This window comes from Thioalkalivibrio sp. XN279 (genome assembly GCF_011089885.1).
In the GTDB taxonomy this organism is placed as follows: domain Bacteria; phylum Pseudomonadota; class Gammaproteobacteria; order Steroidobacterales; family XN24; genus XN24.
The window spans coordinates 424,007-440,499 of the sequence record NZ_JAANBD010000025.1; the positions used below are offsets into that span (position 1 = coordinate 424,007).

Below are 16,493 nucleotides of genomic sequence, written 5' to 3' on the forward strand. Positions count from 1 at the left end.
AGCCAGGAAGATTCACATGATTGAGAACACCAGGGCTAGCGCGACCAACTCGGGTCCCGTTGGCGGCCATACGACGACGGCAGGGGTGGACCGCCTCGCCGCCGGCGCCCACAGCGGCATTCACACCGCGGCAGAGGCGGCCCACCGGGTCGTCGACAGCGCCGACGAGGCGGCCAATCACGCCACCGACGCGATGGCCAGGGCCGGCAACAAGGCCGGCGTGAAGGGTGAGGAGCTCTACGCGGCGGGGGCCGGCTACATGCGGGATCATCCCGTGGTCACGCTCGGCGCGGCGGTGGCAGCAGGCTACTTGCTGAGCCGGTTGCTGGCCACGCGCTAGCGCCACGCGCGGGATCCATGTCCCTCCACAGTGACACCCCCCCGGTGGCGACGCACGACGCCTCAGCGCCGCCACCGGATTTTGGCCAACACGCCGCCAGCCTCGCGAGCGAGGTGCGCGGGCTGGTTCATGACCACATCGAACTGGCCACCCTGGAGAGCCGCCTGTTCATCGTCCGCGTCTCGAGGATGGGGATGATTGCAGTCTTCTCCGGCCTCGTGCTGGCCAGCGCATGGCTGGCTCTCGCCGGTGCGGCGGCCTTGGTCCTGATTGATCGAGGTATGGCGCCGCCCATGGCCATGACGCTGCTCGCCCTCGCCAACCTTGTGCTCGGCCTTGGCGCCTGGCTGTTGCTCAGGGCCACCGGCGCTCGGTTGGGCTGGCCAGCCACTCAGCGCACCATCAGGCCACCGCCCCCATGTCAATGAAATCGCGCATCCGGCAGGCTGAGCGCAGCATCCACCTGCGGCGCGCTCGTTTCCGCTTCGCCCTCGGCGGAGTGAGGCACTCGGTCGGCAAGCGCATGGTATCGCCTGGCGCGCTGATCGCAGCGGGCCTGTTCGGCGCCGCGCTACACCAGGACCGCCGCCTGCAGGGCTTGCGGCTGCTGGCCTTGCTGGAAGAGGTGAATGCCGGGCTTCGGCTGTTGCTCAAGTTGGTGCGCTATGCAACCGACACGACGCGCGCGAAGGAATAAGCTGATTTCTTCAACACCGAGAACAGAGCGATAAACATCATGACCAATTCCCTCTACCGCAATACGCTCATCGTCGCGGGTATCGCCGTCGCCCTCGGGCTCGCTGGCTGCGGCAAGAATGCCGCAGAACCCACCGCAGATACGACCCGAAACTCGACCGTAGCTGAGGCTGCGAAAACCACGGGCGAAGCCGCCAAGGCGACCGGCGCGGCCGCCACCCAGGCCGTGTCCGACACCTGGATCACCACCAAGATCAAGTCCGTTCTGCTCGCCGATCCCGACGCCAAGGGTCTCGATGTGAATGTCGATACCAAGGATGGCGTGGTGATGTTGGAAGGCGAGCTGGCAACCCAGGCCGCCGTCGATCACGTCACGGCGCTTGCTGCGGACGTGGAAGGCGTGAAGCGTGTCGACGCCACGGCGCTGACCGTCGCTCGCCCGTAAGCCGGGCAAACGCATCCGGGGCACGGGACAAGCATCCGCGCCCCGGCTCTTTGGCGCACGGCCACTGCTACAGCCAGTAGGCCACGACGCGCGCGAACCGTTCCTTGATGCGCAGCCATACTGACCGGCGCCGCCACTCCGCAAGCAGGATCTCCTCGGACTCGGCCAGGTCTGCCGCGAACATCGCGTCCATCTGCCCGGCAAACTCTCCGCCCAGCACCACCGCGTTGATCTCGTCGTTATGCAGGAAGCTGCGCAAGTCCAGGTTGCTGGAACCTATGGTGGACCACACGCCGTCGACGACTGCGGTCTTTGCATGCATCACCGCACCCTGTCGCTCGTAAATCCTCACTCCGGCCTTCAGCAGTTTCGTGTAGTACGAGCGGCCGAGGTGAAAGATCGCCGCGGAATCCGTGTGGCTCGGCAACACCAGCTTCACCTCAACGCCCCGTTGTGCCGCGCCGGTCAGCGCCTTGAGCAGTACCGGATCGGGCCCGAAGTAGGCAACCGTCACGTGAACCTCAGCCTCTGCGCGCATGATTGCGGACACCAGCGTCAGGTAAATCGGGCTGGCCTCGTCCTCCGCCCTGCTGCCTATGGCGCGCACGATCTCGTCGCCTTGTGCGGACAGCTCGGGATAGTAATGCCTTGGCTTCGGCGGAGCCTCTGCCTGCCGCGTCCAGGTGTCGAGGAAGAGCCGCTGGAACTCCGCCACGACGGGCCCCTCGACCATGATGTGCGTGTCGCGCCAACCCTCGTCGTTTTCCGCGGCACCGGGCTGTATTTTGCCCGGTGCCGGCTTTCCTGCGGGTGAGCTCGAATAGCTCTGGCTGATATTCACGCCCCCGATGAAGGCGGTGCGACCATCGACCACCAGCTGCTTGCGGTGATCGCGGTTGTTCATCTGCCAGGTCTTTGGGTTCTTAGCCAGCGGGTTCACCGGATTGAACTCGAGCACCGCGATGCCGCCCTCGCGCAGGTCCTCAAAGAATGATTCCGGCGTCAGCAACCCGCCCACGCTGTCATACAGGATGTTGACCTGGACCCCGCTCGCCTGCTTCTCGAGCAACAAGTGGGCGAACTCCTGGCCGAGCTTGCCGTCGTCGAAAATATAGGTCTCGAGATTGACGTGATCGACAGCGGCGCGGATCGCGTCGAGCATCGCCTCGTGCGTATCCGGACCGTTCTGCAGCAGCGTCACCTTGTTGCCGAGCACCAGCGGGCTGCCGATGGAGATTTCCTGCTCGTAGGCGAGATGCTTGCGCAGCATGTCGGGTGCGGCATTTTCGTCTTCCAGCTGCTGGAGCAGCTGCTCGCCACGCACTTCAGATAGGACGCCGCTCCCTCCCTGGAACAGCACCTCAGTGGAAGACGTCGGGTCCAGTTCGGTGCTCGGCAAGACCGCGCAGCCGGCCAGGCTCAGCAGCCCGGCCGCGATCTGCACGGTCCAACGCGCCGTTCTACAAAGCGCGCCGGCCATTGATGAGCTGCAACAGGACCATGATCACCGCGATCACCAGCAGCACGTGCACGAACCCGCCGATGGTGGTTCCGGAGACCAGCCCCAGCAACCAAAGCACGAGAAGAACAACAGCAATTGTGTACAGCATGGTCAGCACTCCGTTGGATGAGCCGGCGGCAAGAACTGTTCCGTGTGCCGAACTCACAACTAAACCCTATTCCTTTGCAGGACCGCCTTCTGTGCGGTGTAACACCGAAGGGCCGGCATGGCCAGGCCGGCTCGGTGCGCCAGCGAACTGAACTTCCGACGCCAATCCACGATGCTGAGTACGGGTGGCGAGTTGCCACATCACCGCAGCGCTGGGCGCTGTAAAGGAATAGCTGATGAACAGAGTTCTGCATCGAATGAGATTTATCCTCGCCGGAACGATTCTCACCCTGGCACTCGGCGCCTGCGCGACCGCACCGGTCTCCGTCGAGGGCAAGGCAGACATCGAGAAGGATGCCGCCACCACGCTGGCCGCGGCCAAGGCAGCCGATCCGACGCTGGCTCCGGTCTTTGACACATCCGCCGGCTACGCGGTGTTCCCGAGGGTCGGCAAGGCCGCAGCGGGCGTCGGCGGCGCCTACGGCAGGGGCGTGCTCTACGAGCAGGGTCGTGCAGTGGGTTACTGCGACCTGACACAGGCCACCGTGGGCATGCAGCTCGGTGGGCAGGTCTATTCCGAGATCATCGCCTTTGAGACAGGGAAGGACGTCGCAAGCTTCAAGGAAGGCGGTTTCCGCTTTGCCGCCCAGGCCACCGCGGTCGCCCTGAAGTCCGGCGCCGGCGCCAACGCGACCTACACGGACGGCGTCGCCGTTTTCACCATGGACGAAAGCGGGCTGATGTACGAAGCCGCCGTCGGCGGACAGAAGTTCAGCTACCAGGCCAGGTAACACCGGCCCACTGGAGATTTACATGGACGCTTTCAAGATCCTCGCGCTCATCCTGATTATCGGTGGCGGGCTGGGACTCGCCTACGGCGGCTTCAGCTACACCCGGGAGACGCATTCGACGGACATCGGTCCGGTGCACCTCGAGATGAAGGAAGAACAGCGTGTCAACATTCCCCTGTGGGCCGGCCTGGCTGCCGTGATCGGTGGGGGGCTGATCCTCGTGGTGCCACGCAAGTCCTAAAGGCCCGGACCGCACTTGCTCGCGCAGGCATTCGCCTCGTCACATGCAATTTCCCCTGCTGCGGCGAGTTCACTGAGTGCCTGCGCGAGATTTTCGCACGCGGCGCGGAACCCCGGCGCGAGCTCCAGTGCATGGCGGTAGGCGGCTGCCGCCGCCGTGACGTCGCCTTGCAGGTAGCGCACATTCCCCAGCGCTGTCCATGCCATCGGTTCATCCGGCCACCGCGCCACGGCCGCTGCATAGCCCTCGGCGGCCAGTTCCAGATCCCCCGTAGACTCGAAGGGCGCCACCGCGCGCAGCCAGCCAAGCACATCCGCACTGGCGGGCGGCTCGCCAGCCTTCACCACGACCATTGCCCAGCGCCCGCCACGATCCCAGCTGGCCAGGAACGGCACCGCCCCGCGCTCCTCGCGGCGCGTAGTGCCGGAACGGAGCAGGAACCTCTCGGCTGCGGGGTCGAAGCCTACCAGCACGGCGTAATGCCAGACCGGCCAGCGCTCGAGGCGGAGATTCTGCAGTAACAGCACGGGTTGCCCGCTGCGCAGCTCCATCAGGATGGGGGCGAGAGTCTCCGGCAGCACGTAGGGGACGCGCCCTTGGCTGCGCGTCGCCACGATCATCTCCGCCTGCAGGCTACCCTTGCGGTCCGGCACATAAACGCGCTGGACCAGCTGCTGCGGCGAGACGTCGATGCCGCTGTGCACGAGCACGGTGGCGAGCGCCGCGGGGCCACACTGGTATTCATCCTGCGGGAAGAAGGGAACCTGGTCGAGCTCGACCGGCAGTCCGGCCTCGCGTAGAACCTGGCGCTCGGGGCCCACGGCACATGCGCTCAGCACAAGCTGAGCGATGGCGACTAACATGAGAAGGTTGTGCGAGCGCACGCCGATATGCGACCAGCCCGCAGCAGCGCCTGGCGCTGCTGCGGCCGTCGCTACTCCGCGATCAGATTCGGCTGAAGATGTTGATGACGCCTGTCACCTCGAGAATGAACAGCACCACGAATACCACGCCGATCACGGCCAGCACGTCACCGCCGGCCGGGGCTGTTTCCATGCTGTCGGCCAGTTGCCGGAGCTCGAGGTCGGACATCGTTGCCATCCGCTCCCGGACCATGTCGGGCGACACGCCCCAGGCCAGCAGCTGTGCCTCAACTGCCTCTCCCGCAAGCACCACGTCGATCCGGTCCAGCGTGTGCGAGCGAGCCTCCTCCGCCACCATCTGCTCCGTACCCACGATCCCCGCAGCGGCAGGCATCGAGGTCACTAGCATGGCTGCCAGCGTGAGGGCGATTACGACACTGTTTCTGTTTCTCATTACCCGACTCCTTGGAGATTACCGTCACCTGTGCCAGGCGTCGTGATTGGCGCCCGGATCGCAGCCACTGGCTGCATTCTCCGGCTTAGGTTAATCGCGAGGCGTACCCGCGATCTGTGCGATACCGCGCTTAGTGCGGTCCGAATGACCATTGACAGCGCGAGCCCGCGCGAAGCGGAAACCCGCCTGGCGGCCGGCCTTGGCCTGGTACATCGCCACATCGGCGCGTCGCATAAGGGCGTCGACGTCATCGCCGTGGTCGGGGTAGAGGCTGATTCCAATACTGCCACTGATTCGCACGGGACGACCCTCGATGACGTGTTCAGCATTAACAGCCGCCAGGACTTTCTCGGCCACATATGCTGCGTCCTGCCTGCACTCGATCTCCGTCAAGAGGATCACGAACTCATCGCCGCTCCGCCGGCATACCGTATCGCTCTCCCGCACGCAGGCCTCGAGACGCCGGGCGACGGCAACAAGAAGCTGGTCGCCGAATTCATGCCCGTGCAAATCATTGACGTCCTTGAACCTGTTCAGGTCCATGAACAAGAGAGCGACCTGCTTGTGGTGGCGATGAGCAAGGCTAAACACCTGGTCCAGTCGCTCTTTCAGCAGCGCGGTGTTGGCCAGCCCGGTGAGGTGGTCGTGCCGGGCCTCGTGACACATCTGCTCCGACATGAGACGGGATCGAGCCACGTCATGGAAGACGATGACGGCGCCGGTCACGGCCCCGTCGCGGTCGTGAATGGGGGCTGCAGAATCCTCAATCCCGAGCTCGGTTCCGTCGCGCCTCTGCAGCAAGCAGCCCATCGCCAGGCCAACGGTACGGTCTTCCGCGACGGCGCGCTCAGCGGGATTCGCTGCGGCAGTGCGCGACACCCCATCGATGATCTGGAAGACTGTCCCCAGCGGTTGGCCCAGCGCCTCCTCCCGCGACCAGCCGGTCAGGCTCTCCGCCTCCAGGTTCAGGTAGGTGACGGTGCCGGCGAGATCCGTCACCAGGACGGCGTCGCCAATCGAGCCGAGCGTCACCTGGGCGCGCTCTTTCTCGGCGAACAGCGCTGCTTCCGCCTTGCGCAGCACGGACTCGGCCACCTTCCGCTCCGTGATGTCCTCCACCACCAGGAGGACGGCGGTGGATCCGCCCTCCCCTTGCACGTTCGAGGCATGCAGCTGGGCCCACACCATGCCGCCGTCCGGCCGCTGCAGGCGGACTTCAGCGTGGAACGCCTCGCCGGCCGCGACGGCGTCCCGCCACTCGTGGTTGACGCGTTCCCGGTCGTCCGGGTGCAGCGCGCCGGTCCATGGCGCCCCGCAAGCCTGTGCATGGGCGAGCCCGGTGATCTCTAGGTACGCCGCGTTGGCGTAAATGCATCTGCCCGTCCTGTCGGACAGGCAGATGCCCAACGGAGAGAACTCGCATAGCCGGACGGCCAGCTCCGCGCCAAAAAGTTGCTGCTCTTCGCGATGTGCCGCCATTCCGGTTGTGATCACCCTGCCGTGTTCGGACTCAGCGCCTGCGGCCCACGCGCATACCAGCGGCAGCGAGCAAGGAAAGGAAACCGCCAAGAGCGAACCACGGCAGCACACCGGCCGTCGCGGGCAACGTGGCGGCACGCGGCTCCACCGCGGCGACACGCGTTGGGGCTGGCGGGGCTGGCGGCTTCACCACTGCGACCTGGTCGACCGGCGCCCCGGGCTGGGTCACGAAGCCATAGGTCCCTTCCGGGACATACAGGTTGACGAGCTGGTCGCTACGCAGCTGCGAGAACGGCGTTGCCCGGTCGTCGATGTAGGCCACCTGGCCGGTGGCCGGCTGCAACGTCACTTCTTCGACGTGGCGATCGCGGCTGTCGCGGAGGCTGAAGGACACCGTGCCATCCTGCTCGACGCGCAGAAACTTCGCCTCGAACCGCGCCCAGCTCTCGCCGCTCGCCATGACGACTTCGCGGCACGCTTCAATCAACCTCGGGTGGTTGCTTGTCATGTCCGCGTTCCAGTCCACCTCTGCGCAACTCTTCGCTTGTTCGCGTTCCTGCGGGAACGGCTCTTGCTGTGCCCCGGCCACGCTGAGCAATGAGGCGCTTAACGCCATTGCCGTCAGGCAGCTAAGTGCCTTGGTTTGCATAACCTTCATCACGTTCTCCTTGTTTACATGAGCTCGTCGGCCACGGTCGCTCGCACGACGTAGCGCTGTGGCGCGTTGCCGACGAAATAGAAGGGATAACAAGTCACCAGCGTGAGCATCGGCTCGCCAGTATCTTCGAGCACATACACGTCGCCGGGATCCACGACCTCGAGGGCGTTGATGCGATAAACGAGGACCCGGTCAGGCAGCGCCAGCTCCAGGAGGTCACCGATCGCCACGTCCTTCAGCCCGCGGAAATGGGTATCGCGATGCGCCGCGATGCCGACATTACCCGCAGCGCCCGGAAATGCCGTGCCCTCGACCAAGCCTGCTCCCCGGCGGAGCACCTGCTCCGTGGTGCCTTGGTAGACGGGCACTTCCAGCGCGATGCCGGGAACCCGCAGCACGGCAATCACGCCCCCCGGGTCCTGCGCCACGCCTGCAATTACTGCGGCGGGCGATGTGGCTGCTGCTGTAGCTGTAGCAGTGGCCGCAGCTGACACAAGCTGCATCCTGGCGGGCACTAACGCTCCTGCTTGCGCTTCGCGTAGCCACTCGTCGGGTGCAAGTTGCTGCACTTCCGCGAAGGAGGCCAAGCCTTCCCGGCGCTGGTGCTCGCCCCAGTAACGATTGCCGAAGTACAAGGCCAGCAACGTCGTGCCGAGAATCCACAGCAACATCTCTGAAATCTTCATCTTCTTCGCATGCTACGAGTCGCATCTCCTGGTAAGTCTTTGCAAGTGTCGAACAGGGGGCTTACGCCTGTCTGTACACAAGCGCACATAGCGCAGGAACGCGCCATGGTGGGATGCCGTCCGAAAAGGGATTAGAGGTTGTGCGCCGCAACCGGATGGCCGCGCCGCGGCCGCGTCCACGTCAATCGTCGCGGCGCGATACCGTGAAAGGCAACAGGCGGTCGGTTTCTCTTTTCACCACCGCATAACACTCGCAGCACAGGCTCTCCAGCCGGGGCCGGTCCAGCACCGTTATGTGGCCGCGGTGATACTCGATGACGCCCTCGCTCTGCAGCTTGCCGGCAGCCTCGGTGACGCCTTCACGTCGCACACCGAGCATGTTGGCGATCAGTTCCTGGGTCATGGTCAGCCGGTTGTCCGGCAGGCGGTCCAGCGAGAGCAAGAGCCAGCGGCACAACTGCTGGTCGATCGTATGGTGCCGGTTGCACACCGCAGTCTGCGCCATCTGCGTGATCAGGGCCTGGGTGTAGCGCAGCATCAAGTGCTGAAAATCCTCATGGCGGTCGAACTCTCGCATGAGTGCCCGACCCGGTAGCCGGAAGGCGTGGCCGCCACTCTGCACGATCGCCCGGCTCGGCGTGGATTCGCCACCCATGAAGAGCGCCACGCCGACGATTCCCTCGTTCCCTACCAGCGAGATCTCGGCAGAAGCGCCATTTTTCATCACATACAACAAGGAAACTATTGATTCCGTGGGGAAATAGACGTAGCGAATTTTATTCCCAGACTCGTAAAGCACCTTGCCCAGCGGCATCTCGACGAGCTTCAGCTGCGGCGCGAGGCGCTCCCGCACCGGCTCCGGAAGGGCGGCCAGAAGCAAGTTCTGTTGTGTTACACGTATGGCAGTCATGCGGCAGCCTGATGACCAATCTGGGCCAATACTGCTCGAATTATAGCCAATATGTGCGGTACCTTACCGAGCGGCGATGAGACGCTCGACGTACCAGGCGCAGGCTTACGGGCTCAGTGCCGCTGGCGTGTCTGAAATACCTCGTAGCACTCGCAGGACATCGCCTCCAGGCCATTACGATCCAGGACCCGGACATTGCCGCGCGTATAGTTGATGAGCCCCCGACCCTGCAGGTCCCCGGCCGCAATCGTGATGCTGCTACGCCGCACGCCGAGCATGTCCGCCAGGTCGCTGTGGGTAAGGTAAAACCGACCATCTGCCATCCGGTCCGCGGCAAGCAGCAGGGCCCGCGCCAGGCGCTGTTCGATCCTGTGATAGCGGATACATCCTCCGACCAGCGAAAGCTCGACGAGCCGCGTGTAAAGGTAGCGGCTAATTATCTTCCGTAACACCGGTGAAACCTGTATCCGCCGCCGCAGGTTCGGCGCCCTGATGCGCAGGGCGCTGCCCGGCGCATGCACTACGGCCTTCATCGGAACCGTATCGATACCGAGCACCAGCGTCGCCCCGAGCATCCCGTCCTGGCCGATCAACGCCATGTCCATCGGCTTGTGGTCATGCAGCACCGATACCAGCGAGACCAGTCCGCTGGTGGGAAAGTAGGCGTGCCGGTATGGCGTATCGACGTCACACAGGACGTCGCCGGCTCGCATCGCAAATGGTTCACACAACGACAGGAGCTGCTTGCGCTCCCCGCGCGGCAGGCTGGCAACCAAGGTATTTGCTTCCGAGACCGGGGACTGGAGCGGGATGTTGGCCACATGAGCTCCTTCAACGCGGCAATGGCCAGGCAGGCACGAAGAGCACATCGTGTCACCTCGATCAGAGCCAGAGTGCTTGGCATCCGTTGCCGCTGTCTGTGCGTCGCCGCACGAAGCCGTCACCCAAGCCGGCCGGCGCGCACACGGCCTCAGTCATTCATCTCGGTGCTGCGACGGCCAGCCGGCACGTATGGCAGCAAGCGGTCGGTCTCCTCCTTTACCACCGCGTAGCATTCACAACTCAAGGCCTCGAGTTTCTCCCGATCCAGCACCTTTATCTGCCCGCGGTGATAATCGATCACGCCCAGCCGCTGCAGCTTGCCCGCCGCTTCGGTGACGCCTTCGCGGCGCACGCCCAACATGTTGGCGATCAGTTCCTGGGTCATGGTGAGTTCACTGGACCTGAGGCGGTCCAGCGACAGAAGCAGCCAGCGGCAAAGCTGCTGGTCGATCGTATGGTGACGGTTGCACACTGCGGTTTGGGCCATCTGCGTGATCAGCGCCTGCGTGTAGCGCAGCATCAGCACCTGCAAGTCTCCATGACGGTTGAACTCGTCCTTGAGCCGTTGCCCCGCAAGCTTGTAAGCATGCCCGGCGCTTTGGACGATCGCGCGGCTGGTGGTGCTCTCTCCGCCCATGAAGACTGCGATGCCGACGATCCCCTCGTTGCCCACCACCGAGATCTCTGCCGAGGCGCCGTTCTCCATCACATACAGGAGGGAAACGATGCAATTCGTCGGGAAGTAAACCTGTTGTGAAGACTGGCCCGACTCGTAGAGCACCTTGCCCAACGGCATGTCGACCAGTTCAAGATGCGTCCGGAGGCGGAGCTGCGCTTGGTGCGGCAAGGCCGCCAGCAAGTGGTTCTGCTCGGGGGCAGGAATGAGGGCCATGGGAATTCCATTGCGATGCTACCGTGCAAGAACGCTATCGTGTCAGCTGCGCCCCTTCCGTTCGATACCGCACAGAGGTGTGGCCTGGGTTCCGCGGAGGTGCGGTTCCAAGCAGTGCACCATCCGAGTGCAGCGAGATGCAGGCGCCCGCAAGCGATGCAGGTCGGGCGCAACCGGCCGCTAAGGACGAATAGCCTGGATCAGCGCATGGGCCGGATAGCGCCCTGGGTTCACCGCAGGTAATGCTGTTTGGCCTGCGGCCTGCGCCGTCACCAGTTCGAGCAACGCTTGTTGCTTCGTGCCAGGCACCGGGGTGACCAGGTCACCAGCTGCGGCAGCCGCCGCACGCGCCTTTGCCGGATCGTTATTGGCAGCACGATCGGCGGCCTCCATTGCATGGATCGCGAGCCAGGCCGTGGCGGCGCCCCGCTCGACATCCGCACTCCGGCTCGCGCCGAAATCCGACTGGAAGCGTGCCAGTCCCGCGCGGGCCTCAACAGTGCGGCGCTCGCCGAACAGTATTGCAACCTCCATCCATCGTGCCTGCATCAGCAAGCTGATCGTCCAGCGTCGATTGGCGGGGTCGCTCGACGTCAGCTCGAGGGCATTGGTGAGCGCCCAGGCGTTCACGCCACGGGCTTCGGCCCATTGGCCGTCCAGCAGCAAGGCTTCGGCACGAGTGTTGGCGGCGGACGTCGCAATGTCACGCCACAATGAATTGGCAGGGTCCTGGTCGAGTAGTGCCTGCATCTCCACGAGCGCATCGCGGGCACGTGTCGCCGCCATCACAACCGCGCCTTGCGCGAGGGCATTCGTCGCAAGCGCATCATGGGCACGGGCCATGGACATGCGCACGCTGCTGTTGCGCGGATCCGCCGCCCGCAACGCCGTCAGGATCGTAAGCTCGGCCATGCGCTCAGCCTCGGCCGCCTGGGAATTTCCCGACTGGAAAAAGGCGTCTGCGAGCCAGGCGCGAGCCTGGCTGCTGTCCCACAAGGCCGAGGTATCACCCGGCGCCTCCGCGGCCAGCTGGTCAGTAACTGCAACGTAGCGTTGAAACTGGGTAATGGCGTCGTCGGGGCGCCTCAGGTCGAGGTAAAGTGCCCCAAGGCTATTGGCGGCATAGCCAGTTTCCAGTTTCCATTTCGGGTTGCTGGGGTCGGTGGCCAGCATACGTTCGGCGAGCGCGGCATACTGGCGGAATCGCGCCTCTGCGATGTCCCAGTCTCGCCGCTGCCAGGCGACCTGGCCGACATAGAAGACACTCTGGGCGTGATCGAACATGCGGTCCGGGTTGTCCGGGTCGCGCGCCAACAACTCGGCGGTGGACTCTTCGGCGGCAGCATAGGCTTCGAGTGCCGCCGTCCCGTCGCCATTCAGTTCGCGCACTTCGGCCACCAGCATGAGGGCGCGAGCGCGGCGGCCCAGTGCATCGGCATCAAGGCTCGCCGGGCGCTGGCCCTCATAATAGGCAAGCGCTCGCCGGCCGACCGAATCCAGCACATCGAGCCGGCCTACTGGCTCGAGCTTCTGTCGCAGGTCGGTGAGCATATATTCGACCAGGCCGTCGGCCTCGGCTCGCTGCCGCTCGGCTTCACGCTGGCCCTGGATTGCCGCAACCGTGAGCACGGCCATCACCGCCACCAGCGCCAACGAGGCACTGGCGATGCCCATCAGCCAGCGCTGTCGCCTGGCAGCCTCGCGCTGGACCAACGCATCGAGCGGCAGCCCGGTCAGCCCAGCCACCAGCTTCAGCTTGGCCAGTCGCTTGCCGTCGGCGCCGATGCGCAGATCGGCAGCGACCGGCTCGGTCTCCCGATCCGTGATACGGCCCTCGCGGTCCACCTGGAAGCGCTGCGCAGGCGGGAAGAAACCGGTGATGTCGCGTTCACCCGGATTGCCAGCCGCAATCAGCGCCAGCACCCGGGATTCGCCGTGCATGCTCTTGAACAGGCGAACTTCCTCGTCGACCCAACGCGAGGCAGCGGCGTCGACCGAGGCGATCACGATCAGGAAATCAGAGTCGGCGAGCGCCTGGCGCAGGGTATCGGACAGGTGACCCGCAGCCGAAAGCTCGTCACGGTCGCGGAATATCGGGGTCAGCCGGGCCGGCACGGGACCGATGCCGGTCTGTTGTCCGACCAGTCGCGACGGCAGCCGATAGCGCTCCAAAGCGCGATGCAGCCATTCGGCGACCGCCTTGTCGGCATGACTGTAGCTGATGAACGCCCGGTAACGCCGTGTGTTGGCCACGCACTCTCTCCTTGTCGCCAAGCCTCCCGAAAGCGATGCCAATGCCCGCAAGGCAGCATAAACCATGTTTTCCGAATCACACGACCGTGCCGGATCCGGCTCGAAAATCGCGCACGACTCCGGCAAAGTGTGCGCCGACCCGGCGAACTGGTGCGCACCGGGGTCCGAGACCAGCCAGGAGTCTGCAATCGATGTCCGACAGAACCCACGGAATTTCTGCCCTTATCGGCATCATGTTTGCCACAGTCCTGCTGGCAGCGGCTGCCCCCGCCGACGCCCAGCCCAGCTGGCCTGACGGTGCGCCCATGCCGGAAGACTACGACTGGGTCCGCCTGACCTCCGACGAATGGCTCAAGGGCGACGTCACCGCCATGTACGACAACGAACTGGAATTCGACAGCGATGAGCTCGGCGTCCTTATGCTCGACTGGAGGGACGTCAGGGAGCTGCGCAGCGCGGAAATTCTCCAGGTGCGGGCTACCGGCGACCGCATCGGAACCGGCCGGGTACTCATGTCAGGGGGAGCCCTGGAAATCATGGATGCGGGCATGACTTTTCCCCAGGACGAGATCATCAGCATCACTGCGGGGGAACCCAAGGAGATCAACTTCTGGGCCATCAAGGTGTCTGCCGGCGCCGCCCTGCGCGAAGGCAATTCGGACCAGCGGGACTTCTATGCGAGGGCCTCCGCCACCCGACGAACGGTCAAGAACAGGATGCGCATCGACTACCTGGCCAACTATGCCGAGACCAACGACATCGAGACGACGAACAACCACCGCGCCAATTTCTCCTGGGACCGTTTCGTTACCGACCGCTTCTTCCTCAGGCCGGCCTTCGGCGAGTATTTCCGCGACCCTTTCCAGAATGTCGCCCATCGCATCTGGCTGGGCGCAGGCCTTGGCTGGCAGATCCTGGATACGTCGACCACGTCCTGGGAAGTCTTTAGCGGCCCTGCCTACCAGGCCACGCGGTTCGACGCGGTGGAACCCGGGGAAGACGATTCGGTAGGCAGCGCCGCCTTGGTCGTAGGCACGTTCTACGAGCGCGAACTGACGGACTGGGTCGATTTCAATTACGAGTATCGGTTCCAGTTCACTGATTCGCAGAGCGGCAGGTACAACCACCACATGATGGGCAGCCTGGAGCTCGAGTTGACCGAAAGACTCGATCTCGATCTCTCGCTGATCTGGGACCGGATCGAGGAGCCGCAAAGTGACGCTGACGGCGTCCTGCCGGAACAGGATGACTGGCGCTACGTGGTGGGGCTGGGCTGGGAGTTCTGAGGCGTCGCGCTCTCAGGTGATTTCCAGGCTGTAACCGTAGTGCGCCGCCAGCGGCCGGAGGTGGTCCAGGTAAGGCGCCAGCTGCTCGCGGTAGTGCACCCATCGCCCCGCCGAGCGCTGGTGGATCGGCTCGGCGACCTGCTGGTAGCTGGCCGAGCGCACCGGGGCCCGCCCGGCCAGCCGTGCTGCGGCATCGAACATGCCGGCCACCGGTTCGAGCCCGAGGGACCCGCACACCACCGCCATCTCCGCCTGCGGATCCGCCACCAGGTCCTCATAGCGCGTGTACTGCAGCCGCAGGGGCACCAGCTCTTCGAGGCGGCGCCACAGGGACATGGTGCGCACATACATGCCTGCACTCCCCTGCAGCGTGTCGAAGTGGATCGAGGCCTCGTTGACCGCATAGGCCTGCATGAAGTTGCTCAGCACCGCATCGCAGGGATGACGTAGCGCAAACAGGATGCGGGCGTCGGGAAACAGGCGATGGACCAGGCCGGCGTGCATGAAGCGCAGCGGCAGCTTGTCGACGATAAGGCGCGCCCGGCGACTCTCGAGGTAGCGCTCGGCTTCCCCGCGGTACAACCGGCGTAGCTCGGCGAGTCGTGCCTCATCCAGCGACTCCAGCACATCGGGATAGCCCGGCTTGCCTGTGCGCAGCACATCGATGACCCGTTCCAGCGTCGGCCTCTCGTCGATCGAGACGACGTCGGGGTGCGCGGCAAGCATGGTCTCCAGCAGCGTCGTCCCGGAGCGCTGGAAGCCGACCAGGAAGCACAGGTCGGCGCCGGTGTCCCCGCCCGGCTCCTCGTTGTGCGGATGAGCCCCGGGCGCACCGCGTTCCAGCCACTGCTCCAGCTCGCGGCATTCGCGGTCGAACGCCCGCGGGTCGACGCCACGACGGCGCACGTTGCGGGCCAGCAGGCGGTTGCCCTGCTGGTAAGCCTCGAAAGCCTGGTCGTAACGACCGGCGCGGTCCAGCGCGATGCCCGCTTCGAAACGGTGTTGCTGGGCGAGTCGCGCCGGCAAGGCACGGCCAGCGAGTCCCTTGAGCAGCGCCAACGCCTCGTCCAGCTTTCCCTGGCGCCGCTTCAGCCGCGCCAGCTCCAGCTGCATCGCCGGATGCGCCGGGTCGATCTGCCGCGCCTGCTCCAGCGCCGTGGCCGCGGCGTCCAGCCGGCCGGCCTGCTCATGGATGCCGGCGATTTCCACCCAGGCCTCGATTTCCATGGGATCCAGCGCCAGCGCCTTGTGCAAGGCGTCCAGCGCCTGCTCGTTGTCATTGCGCTCATGCAACAGGGCGCCGCGATAGAGCCACGCCAGCGGATGATTCTCGTCCATGCGAATGGCGTGCTCGAAATACTGCATGGCCTTGCCCAGTTCGCCGCGCAGGTGCAGTGCCAGGCCGGCATTGAGCAGCGCATCGAGATTGTACGGCTCACGCTTGAGGACCGACTCGAGGCAAAACAGCGCCGGATCGACCTGGTCGGCCAACAGCAGGGAGATGCCGAGATTGAGCTCGGCCACGACGCAGCCGGGCGCGAGCTCGACGGCCCGGCGGTAAGCCTTGATGGCCTCCTCCAGCCCGCCCGTCGCCCGTAACACCAGCCCGAGGTTGGCCCAGGCTTCCGGGTAGTTGTCACGCAGTTCCACCGCCTTGCGCAGCGCGGAAACAGCCTGCAACGACTGGCCCGCATTGTGGAGCGCCCGGGCGAGATGATTGTGCGCCGTGGGGAGCTTCGGGTCCGCCTCGAGGGCCAGCGTGCATTCCATCAATGCGCGTTCCGGGTCCCCCTGCAGCAGCGCGATCACCGAACGGCTCACATGAGCTTCGGGATCGCGCCCGGCGGCCAGCTCCCGGCTCACCGCCATGGCCTGCTCGCGCCGCTGTTCGCCGAGGCACAACTCGCGCAGGCGCACGGCGCAGCCGGGATCGGCGCTGAAGCGCTCCAGCAGTGCCGCGGCTTCCGCGCTGCGGCCGGCTGCGATCAGCTGGTTGGCTTCGTCCAGGGCGGGGTTTACAGGCATTTCTTGCGGTCCGGTCCGTAAAGAGGCGACGTGCCGGCCGATA

The 16,493-nt window shown here is 65.0% G+C and carries 19 protein-coding genes; 7 read left to right on the forward strand and 12 right to left on the reverse strand.

Translation table 11 applies throughout. From position 1 onward, the window contains the following. Positions 1-16: 16 nt before the first annotated feature. From G8346_RS06625 to G8346_RS06640, 4 genes are read left to right on the forward strand one after another with little or no spacing between them, the layout of a single operon-like run. Positions 17-340 (forward strand): hypothetical protein, encoded by a 324-nt coding sequence (locus tag G8346_RS06625; protein ID WP_166049399.1) that lies wholly within the window; start codon positions 17-19, stop codon positions 338-340. Between the two features lie 44 nt (positions 341-384). After that, positions 385-768: a phage holin family protein gene (locus G8346_RS06630; protein ID WP_166049401.1), complete on the forward strand. Its 384-nt coding sequence runs from the start codon at positions 385-387 to the stop codon at positions 766-768. Next, the gene (locus G8346_RS06635) at positions 759-1,037 is read left to right on the forward strand and encodes a hypothetical protein (RefSeq protein ID WP_166049403.1); all 279 of its coding nucleotides are present in this window, start codon (positions 759-761) and stop codon (positions 1,035-1,037) included. The genes G8346_RS06630 and G8346_RS06635 overlap by 10 nt, the downstream gene beginning before the upstream one ends. A gap of 39 nt (positions 1,038-1,076) precedes the next feature. Next, positions 1,077-1,481, forward strand: coding sequence for a BON domain-containing protein (locus G8346_RS06640; RefSeq protein ID WP_166049405.1), 405 nt, complete (start codon positions 1,077-1,079; stop codon positions 1,479-1,481). 67 nt (positions 1,482-1,548) lie between these two features. Here the strand turns inward: G8346_RS06640 and G8346_RS06645 are convergent, their stop codons facing one another. Together G8346_RS06645 and G8346_RS06650 are read right to left on the reverse strand one after the other, a co-directional pair. After that, the gene (locus G8346_RS06645) at positions 1,549-2,925 is read right to left on the reverse strand and encodes a phospholipase D-like domain-containing protein (protein WP_206202611.1); all 1,377 of its coding nucleotides are present in this window, start codon (positions 2,923-2,925) and stop codon (positions 1,549-1,551) included. A 16-nt stretch (positions 2,926-2,941) separates the two neighbouring features. Continuing rightward, the gene (locus tag G8346_RS06650) at positions 2,942-3,091 is read right to left on the reverse strand and encodes a lmo0937 family membrane protein (RefSeq protein WP_166049409.1); all 150 of its coding nucleotides are present in this window, start codon (positions 3,089-3,091) and stop codon (positions 2,942-2,944) included. Positions 3,092-3,326: 235 nt separating this feature from the next. On the opposite strand from G8346_RS06650, the gene G8346_RS06655 reads away from it, so the two are divergent. Continuing rightward, positions 3,327-3,881, forward strand: coding sequence for a hypothetical protein (locus tag G8346_RS06655; RefSeq protein WP_166049411.1), 555 nt, complete (start codon positions 3,327-3,329; stop codon positions 3,879-3,881). Positions 3,882-3,903: 22 nt separating this feature from the next. Continuing rightward, positions 3,904-4,122, forward strand: a complete 219-nt coding sequence (locus G8346_RS06660; protein WP_166049413.1) for a hypothetical protein — start codon at positions 3,904-3,906, stop codon at positions 4,120-4,122. Here G8346_RS06660 and G8346_RS06665 read toward each other — a convergent pair. The 9 genes from G8346_RS06665 to G8346_RS06705 all read right to left on the reverse strand — a co-directional run bounded on the left by G8346_RS06665 (position 4,119) and on the right by G8346_RS06705 (position 13,139). Next, positions 4,119-4,943, reverse strand: coding sequence for a PA2778 family cysteine peptidase (locus tag G8346_RS06665; protein ID WP_166049415.1), 825 nt, complete (start codon positions 4,941-4,943; stop codon positions 4,119-4,121). The genes G8346_RS06660 and G8346_RS06665 overlap by 4 nt on opposite strands. Positions 4,944-5,067: 124 nt before the next feature. Further along, the gene (locus tag G8346_RS06670; protein WP_166049417.1) at positions 5,068-5,439 is read right to left on the reverse strand and encodes a PA2779 family protein; all 372 of its coding nucleotides are present in this window, start codon (positions 5,437-5,439) and stop codon (positions 5,068-5,070) included. Between the two features lie 90 nt (positions 5,440-5,529). Continuing rightward, positions 5,530-6,918 (reverse strand): diguanylate cyclase domain-containing protein, encoded by a 1,389-nt coding sequence (locus G8346_RS06675; RefSeq protein WP_166049419.1) that lies wholly within the window; start codon positions 6,916-6,918, stop codon positions 5,530-5,532. A 31-nt stretch (positions 6,919-6,949) separates the two neighbouring features. Further along, positions 6,950-7,576 carry a hypothetical protein gene (locus tag G8346_RS06680; protein WP_166049420.1) on the reverse strand — a complete coding sequence of 209 codons (627 nt, stop codon included), beginning with the start codon at positions 7,574-7,576 and terminating at the stop codon, positions 6,950-6,952. A 14-nt stretch (positions 7,577-7,590) separates the two neighbouring features. Next, complete coding sequence (locus G8346_RS06685) at positions 7,591-8,262, reverse strand: class D sortase (protein ID WP_166049422.1); 672 nt, start codon at positions 8,260-8,262, stop codon at positions 7,591-7,593. A 181-nt stretch (positions 8,263-8,443) separates the two neighbouring features. Further along, positions 8,444-9,172 carry a Crp/Fnr family transcriptional regulator gene (locus tag G8346_RS06690; RefSeq protein WP_166049424.1) on the reverse strand — a complete coding sequence of 243 codons (729 nt, stop codon included), beginning with the start codon at positions 9,170-9,172 and terminating at the stop codon, positions 8,444-8,446. A 113-nt stretch (positions 9,173-9,285) separates the two neighbouring features. Beyond that, complete coding sequence (locus tag G8346_RS15110; RefSeq protein ID WP_166049426.1) at positions 9,286-9,993, reverse strand: Crp/Fnr family transcriptional regulator; 708 nt, start codon at positions 9,991-9,993, stop codon at positions 9,286-9,288. A 149-nt stretch (positions 9,994-10,142) separates the two neighbouring features. Next, positions 10,143-10,886, reverse strand: coding sequence for a Crp/Fnr family transcriptional regulator (locus G8346_RS06700; RefSeq protein ID WP_166049428.1), 744 nt, complete (start codon positions 10,884-10,886; stop codon positions 10,143-10,145). Between the two features lie 180 nt (positions 10,887-11,066). Beyond that, positions 11,067-13,139, reverse strand: coding sequence for a toll/interleukin-1 receptor domain-containing protein (locus G8346_RS06705; RefSeq protein WP_166049430.1), 2,073 nt, complete (start codon positions 13,137-13,139; stop codon positions 11,067-11,069). Between the two features lie 191 nt (positions 13,140-13,330). Here G8346_RS06705 and G8346_RS06710 point away from each other — a divergent pair, with 191 nt between their 5' ends. Continuing rightward, a complete protein-coding gene (locus tag G8346_RS06710) occupies positions 13,331-14,425 on the forward strand; it encodes a YdiY family protein (RefSeq protein ID WP_166049432.1) in 1,095 nt (364 codons plus the stop codon). Positions 14,426-14,437: 12 nt separating this feature from the next. Here G8346_RS06710 and G8346_RS06715 read toward each other — a convergent pair whose 3' ends face one another. Then, on the reverse strand, positions 14,438-16,450 hold the full coding sequence (locus tag G8346_RS06715; protein WP_166049434.1) for a tetratricopeptide repeat-containing sulfotransferase family protein: 2,013 nt from the start codon (positions 16,448-16,450) through the stop codon (positions 14,438-14,440). Between the last annotated feature and the right edge of the window lie 43 nt (positions 16,451-16,493).

Coding starts and splice junctions, on each gene's coding strand:
- G8346_RS06625 (WP_166049399.1), top strand. CDS start 17: ATGATTGAGAACACCAGGGCTAGCGCGACCAACTCGGGTCCCGTTGGC.
- G8346_RS06635 (WP_166049403.1), top strand. CDS start 759: ATGTCAATGAAATCGCGCATCCGGCAGGCTGAGCGCAGCATCCACCTG.
- G8346_RS06640 (WP_166049405.1), top strand. CDS start 1,077: ATGACCAATTCCCTCTACCGCAATACGCTCATCGTCGCGGGTATCGCC.
- G8346_RS06650 (WP_166049409.1), bottom strand. CDS start 3,091: ATGCTGTACACAATTGCTGTTGTTCTTCTCGTGCTTTGGTTGCTGGGG.
- G8346_RS06655 (WP_166049411.1), top strand. CDS start 3,327: ATGAACAGAGTTCTGCATCGAATGAGATTTATCCTCGCCGGAACGATT.
- G8346_RS06660 (WP_166049413.1), top strand. CDS start 3,904: ATGGACGCTTTCAAGATCCTCGCGCTCATCCTGATTATCGGTGGCGGG.
- G8346_RS06670 (WP_166049417.1), bottom strand. CDS start 5,439: ATGAGAAACAGAAACAGTGTCGTAATCGCCCTCACGCTGGCAGCCATG.
- G8346_RS06675 (WP_166049419.1), bottom strand. CDS start 6,918: ATGGCGGCACATCGCGAAGAGCAGCAACTTTTTGGCGCGGAGCTGGCC.
- G8346_RS06680 (WP_166049420.1), bottom strand. CDS start 7,576: ATGAAGGTTATGCAAACCAAGGCACTTAGCTGCCTGACGGCAATGGCG.
- G8346_RS06685 (WP_166049422.1), bottom strand. CDS start 8,262: ATGAAGATTTCAGAGATGTTGCTGTGGATTCTCGGCACGACGTTGCTG.
- G8346_RS06690 (WP_166049424.1), bottom strand. CDS start 9,172: ATGACTGCCATACGTGTAACACAACAGAACTTGCTTCTGGCCGCCCTT.
- G8346_RS06700 (WP_166049428.1), bottom strand. CDS start 10,886: ATGGCCCTCATTCCTGCCCCCGAGCAGAACCACTTGCTGGCGGCCTTG.
- G8346_RS06710 (WP_166049432.1), top strand. CDS start 13,331: ATGTCCGACAGAACCCACGGAATTTCTGCCCTTATCGGCATCATGTTT.
- G8346_RS06715 (WP_166049434.1), bottom strand. CDS start 16,450: ATGCCTGTAAACCCCGCCCTGGACGAAGCCAACCAGCTGATCGCAGCC.